This is a genomic window from Streptomyces sp. NPDC127092 (assembly GCF_042722475.1).
Lineage (GTDB): Bacteria > Actinomycetota > Actinomycetes > Streptomycetales > Streptomycetaceae > Streptomyces.
This window is the reverse complement of record NZ_JBHXFE010000342.1, coordinates 1-1,156: the sequence shown is the minus strand read 5'-3', so window position 1 is coordinate 1,156 and position 1,156 is coordinate 1. Positions and strand designations below refer to the sequence as shown.

Annotated in this window: 1 protein-coding gene; it reads right to left on the bottom strand. The window is 63.4% G+C overall.

Annotated elements, in window-relative coordinates:
- Window positions 1-713: type I restriction-modification system subunit M N-terminal domain-containing protein (locus ACFWJO_RS40250; RefSeq protein WP_386873312.1), on the bottom strand; the 713-nt coding region annotated here is incomplete at its 3' end.
- Window positions 714-1,156 lie beyond the last annotated feature (443 nt).

Genomic DNA, 1,156 nt, shown 5'->3' with positions numbered 1-1,156 from the left:
CCGTTGTACTCCTGGCCGTACAGGCTCAGCTTCGCGTCGGGGTTCTGTTCGAGGAGGTGCTCCTCGGCCAGGGCGAGCATGCCGCCGGTGCCCGCGGTCGGGTCGTACAGCGTGCGGACGATGCCGGCCTCGGTCAGGTCGGCGTCCTTCTCGGCGAAGAGCAGGTCGACCAGGAGCCGGATCGCGTCCCGCGGGGTGTAGTGGTCGCCGGAAGTCTCGTTCGCGGCCTCGTTGAACTTGCGGATGATGTACTCGAACGCATCGCCCATATCGGCGTTGGAGACGACGTCCGGATGCAGGTCGACAGCCTTGAAGGACGTGATGACCTCGCGCAGTAGCTCCGCCTTCTCCAGGGCGAGAATTTCCTTCTTAAAGTCGAAGTACTCGAACACGTCGACATCGGGTGAAAACCGGTCGATGTAGTCGGCCAGGTTGTCCGCCAGACCGTCGGCGTCCTTGAGGAGGTTGGCGAACGAGTAGTTCGAGGTGTTGTAGAACGGCCGCCCCGTGGCCTTCTTGACCTCGATCTTGAGCCGGTTGGGGTTGTCGTACTTCGCCGCCAGCTCTCGCACCGTCTCGCGGTCAGGCTCGATGATGCAGTCGAGGCGGCGCAGGATGGTGAGCGGGAGGATCACGTTGCCGTACTGGTTGGGACGGTAGGGCCCCCGAAGTTGGTCGGCGATCGACCAGATGAAACTACCGAGGGTGCTCACACGGCTCCTTACTAGGTTCGCGATAGGTGTTGGACGCCCAGTGTGAGCCCGTGCACGCCGTCTGAACAGGCGGTACACAGTCCGCAGCAGCCGGTGCGTCACACACATCATTCCGTATCACGACACACCGCGTGCCACGGGCCTGCAGTAGCGACCGGCTCAGCGAATCCGATGCTAATCAGCGCACTCCTACAGCATCCTTTGCTTGCCTTTCGGTGGCCGCGCGGTCCTTCGTCCCGGGCGAGGCCACCTGCGGTGTCCCCTAATTCGAGCTCCGCTGCGCTCCGCCCGGTGAAGGGCGTTGTTGTTGTTCCCTTCTGGCTTTCCGAGTCTCGCCGGCGGTGACCTGCGCGCAACCGCCGACGCCTGACGGCGGCCCGAGGGCTCCGAAAATTCTTTCCTCCGCTTCGCTCCCCCAAGATTTTTCGGCTCGACAGTTGCAC